This is a genomic window from Microcoleus sp. S13C4, from assembly GCF_036700865.1.
Classification (GTDB): domain Bacteria; phylum Cyanobacteriota; class Cyanobacteriia; order Cyanobacteriales; family Microcoleaceae; genus Microcoleus.
The window spans coordinates 55,191-58,744 of the sequence record NZ_JAUBPS010000045.1; the positions used below are offsets into that span (position 1 = coordinate 55,191).

The window sequence follows — 3,554 nt, forward strand, 5'->3', positions numbered from 1 at the left end:
CTAACTTTTGCTGCAAATACTCAATGGCTTGGGCATAGTTGCCCAGAGAGTGGTAAGTGAGTCCCAAATTGCCCAGTGACATAGCCTCCCCCTGGCGGTCTTTAATTTCGCGGGCGATCGCTAAACTCTGCTGTGAATACTCGATGGCTTTGGCATAGTTTCCCAGATAGCGGTAAACGATTCCCAAACTGCCCAGTGACATAGCCTCCCCCTGGCGGTCTTTAATTGCGCGTGCGATGGCTAAACTCTGCTGTGTATACTCAATGACTTTGGCATAGTTGCCCAGATAGAGGTAAGCACCTCCCAAATTGCCCAGTGCTGCACTCTCCTCTTTGCGATCTTTAAGTTCGCGGGCGATGGCTAAACTTTGCTGTGCATACTCAATCACTTTGGCATAGTTTCCCAGATAGCCGTAAACGATTCCCAAACTGCCCAGTGACGCAGCCTCCAATTGGCGGTCTTGAATTTCGCGGGCGATCGCTAAACTTTGCTGTGAATACTCAATGGCTTTGGCCGAGTTGCCCACATAGCCGTAAATGGCTCCCAAAAGGTCTAGTGTCCTACCCTCCATTTGGCGGTCTTTAAGTTCGCGGGTGATGACTAAATATTGCTGTAAATACTCAATGGCTTTGGCAGAGTTGCCCAGAGAGCGGTAAACGACTCCCAAAACGCCTAGTGCCCTACCTTCCCCTTGGCGGTCTTGAATTTCGCGGGCGATGGCTAACCGCTGCTGTGAATACTCAAGGGCTTTGGCCGAGTTGCCCAGAGAGTGGTAAGCATCTCCCAAAACGCCCAGTGACATAGCCTCCCCCTGGCGGTCTTTAATTTCGCGGGCGATGGCTAAATTTTGCTGTGTATACTCAATGGCTTGGGCATAGTTGCCCAGAGAGCGGTAAGCGACTCCCAAACCGCTTAATGCCAGACTCTCCCCCTGGCGGTTTTTGAGGGCGCGATAAATTTGGAGTGCCTGTTGCCAGGAATTCAGCGCTTCTGGGAATTGGCCAGTCTGATACTGTTGCTTGCCCTGCTGCAAGAGCCGATCGGCCTCGGTTTTACGAGGATCGGTAGTTTGAGCGATCGCTGGGAAGAGAGAGTCAGGAGTAGTTAATAGGGGGATAGTGGCAAGCAGGAACAGGGAAATGGAAGCTAGGAAAACCTTAGTGAGCCTAGAGTGGGTCGATTTGAGCCGCTTAAATGGGGAATACAGCATAGGATTCTAGAGTTGGAATTTAGAGAATTAGCCCGATCGCTCTTTCTGCCGTCGTCGTGTGATCGCCTCAATCTGCCACAGGCGATCGACCTTCATAGAAGTTTACTCTGCCTCCCCGATCTCGCCGCAGGGATGGGGACTCTAATCTGAATTAGACGACTATTTTAGCGATCGCCCGATCGGCTTGAATCAAACCATATCCAATGGCATAGTCAAATCCAACATCAAAACCGGGCGTGTTTAGATCGTCCATATCCAGAGCCGTCTGCTCTAATGCTCGATTAATGTCCGCAGGACTTAAGTGGGGATTTGCAATGCTATCCTGTCAACCCATTCCGATTAGCTGTTGTCGTCAAAATGTACTCAACTTGAGCCGAAGTTAAATTCGGATTTGCACTCAAAACTAAAGCCGCTACACCCGCTACTTGTGGCGTTGCCATCGATGTGCCACTCATGTTTTGATAGGTGTTAGAGGGAGTTGTAGAATAGATGTCTACTCCCGGAGCAACTACGTAATCCAAAGGTGTGGAACCCGCACGGTCAGAGCTATCAGCCATGCGGCCTCTTACATCAATGCTGCCCACTGCAATTCCCCAGCGATCGGCATTACGAGCTGGATAAACTGGTTGGATGTCGCCCGAATTTCCGGCTGCCATAAACACAACAGAGCCTTTGTTATTTGCATACTGAATTGCGTTATTTACTACGTTGGAAGGGACAACCTCATCTCCAACAATACTGAGGTTAATTACATTTGCTCCATTATCGGCAGCATAGCGGATTCCAGCAGCAATATTATTCCACGAGCCACCACCAACGGCGGGCAACACTCTGACAGGCATAATCTTAGCATTGGGCGCAACTCCTGTGATGCCAAAATTATTGCGTTCCGCTGCGATCGAACCTGCTACGTGAGTCCCGTGACCCTTGATACCCAGATCCATTGGGTCGTTGTCGCCCGACACAAAATCCCAACCCCGAATATCATCAATATATCCGTTGCGATCGTCATCAATGCCATTTCCGGCAATTTCACCAGCGTTCCGCCAAATATTGCCATCCAAGTCAGGATGGGTGTAGTCAACACCAGTATCCACGACAGCTACAACAATGCCATTTCCTGTAATGTTCTGATTCCAAACTTCCGGTGCATTTATGACATCTAGCGTCCAATTAGTTCCGCCCAAATTGGGAAGAGCAGGGAAAAGACTTGAGCGGTTTAAGGTGCTAGAAACTGCGGCATTTGCATTCACCAAACCGTAGCCGTAATTACTATTAAAAACACCGTTAGGTGTTGTAATATCTGGCACTACAGGAACAGAGGTTGCAGAAAGACTCAGGTTGTAATTGGTAGAGCCTGAGTAGCTCTCGACTTGGACATAGTATGTCCCAGGAGCCAGATTGAATTTATTAATCACATCGGGGGTAGTGCCAGAATGATTAGAGGAGCTAATAAATTCACCCTCTTCAACTACACCGTTGCTATTTTTATCTTGAATTAGCCATACGTCAGCATCCGCACTCAAACCGTCTAGACGCAGGCTAAAATTGCTCTTAGTGTTGATATCGAATCGATAGAAATCGTCGGAATCTCCAACTCCGACAAAATCAGTTAAGCTGATGCTACCTTTCTCAACACCAACAATATTACGAGCTGTCGAAAGAGAGTTACCTGAATCGGCGAAATTCAACTGGGAAGCAGATATCGTTCCTGTTAGCGGATCTGCGTTTGCGATCGCCGATTGTGACTGCGGTTTTAGTTGAGAATCGGCGACATCGCCAGTAACTCGATCGCTCGCAGGGAAACTGAGGCCCTGGCCTGCATCACCTACAATAAAATCTGCTATCTGTGTTTGTCGATCGATGCTGGATGCTGTGGGATTAGTCAAGCTAGATTCAGCACCATAACTAGAAACATTCAATGGAGCGATCGCTCCGTTGAGCAAGTCGTTGTTAACCGGAAATGTTGATGGGGCGAGCGCGTTTGGCTGTTGATTGAAATAAAGGCGATCGTTAGGAGTAGTTGTGATGTCTAACATAATTTAAAACCTCAGATATTTAGATTCATTCTTGATTTAAATCTTACGCAGCACAGATCGAAAAATCATCCGTTCTACCCACAGACTCGATCGAGTACGGGGTGCAAAATAGATTGCGGGAAAGTGCAATGTAGGTGAATATGTAGAGTAGATGGTTCACTTCCATCAGCCTTAAGATTGAGACGCGATCGCGAACAAAGATTCATTCCACAGTCCGCCAGGGAATTAATTAGACCTCTTGCGAAAGTCTCAGGCGATCTCTAATTTAGTCTTTAAAGAAAGTTCATAATTATAAATGCCAGCGA

Annotated in this window: 2 protein-coding genes; both read right to left on the bottom strand. The window is 47.8% G+C overall.

Annotated elements, in window-relative coordinates; all coding sequences use genetic code 11:
• A partial coding sequence (locus tag QT996_RS19015; protein ID WP_333048327.1) for a tetratricopeptide repeat protein occupies positions 1-1,210 on the bottom strand: 1,210 nt, incomplete at its 3' end.
• Positions 1,211-1,527: 317 nt separating this feature from the next.
• Entirely contained in the window at positions 1,528-3,249 is a 1,722-nt protein-coding gene (locus tag QT996_RS19020) for a S8 family serine peptidase (RefSeq protein ID WP_333048328.1), read from the bottom strand.
• Positions 3,250-3,554 lie beyond the last annotated feature (305 nt).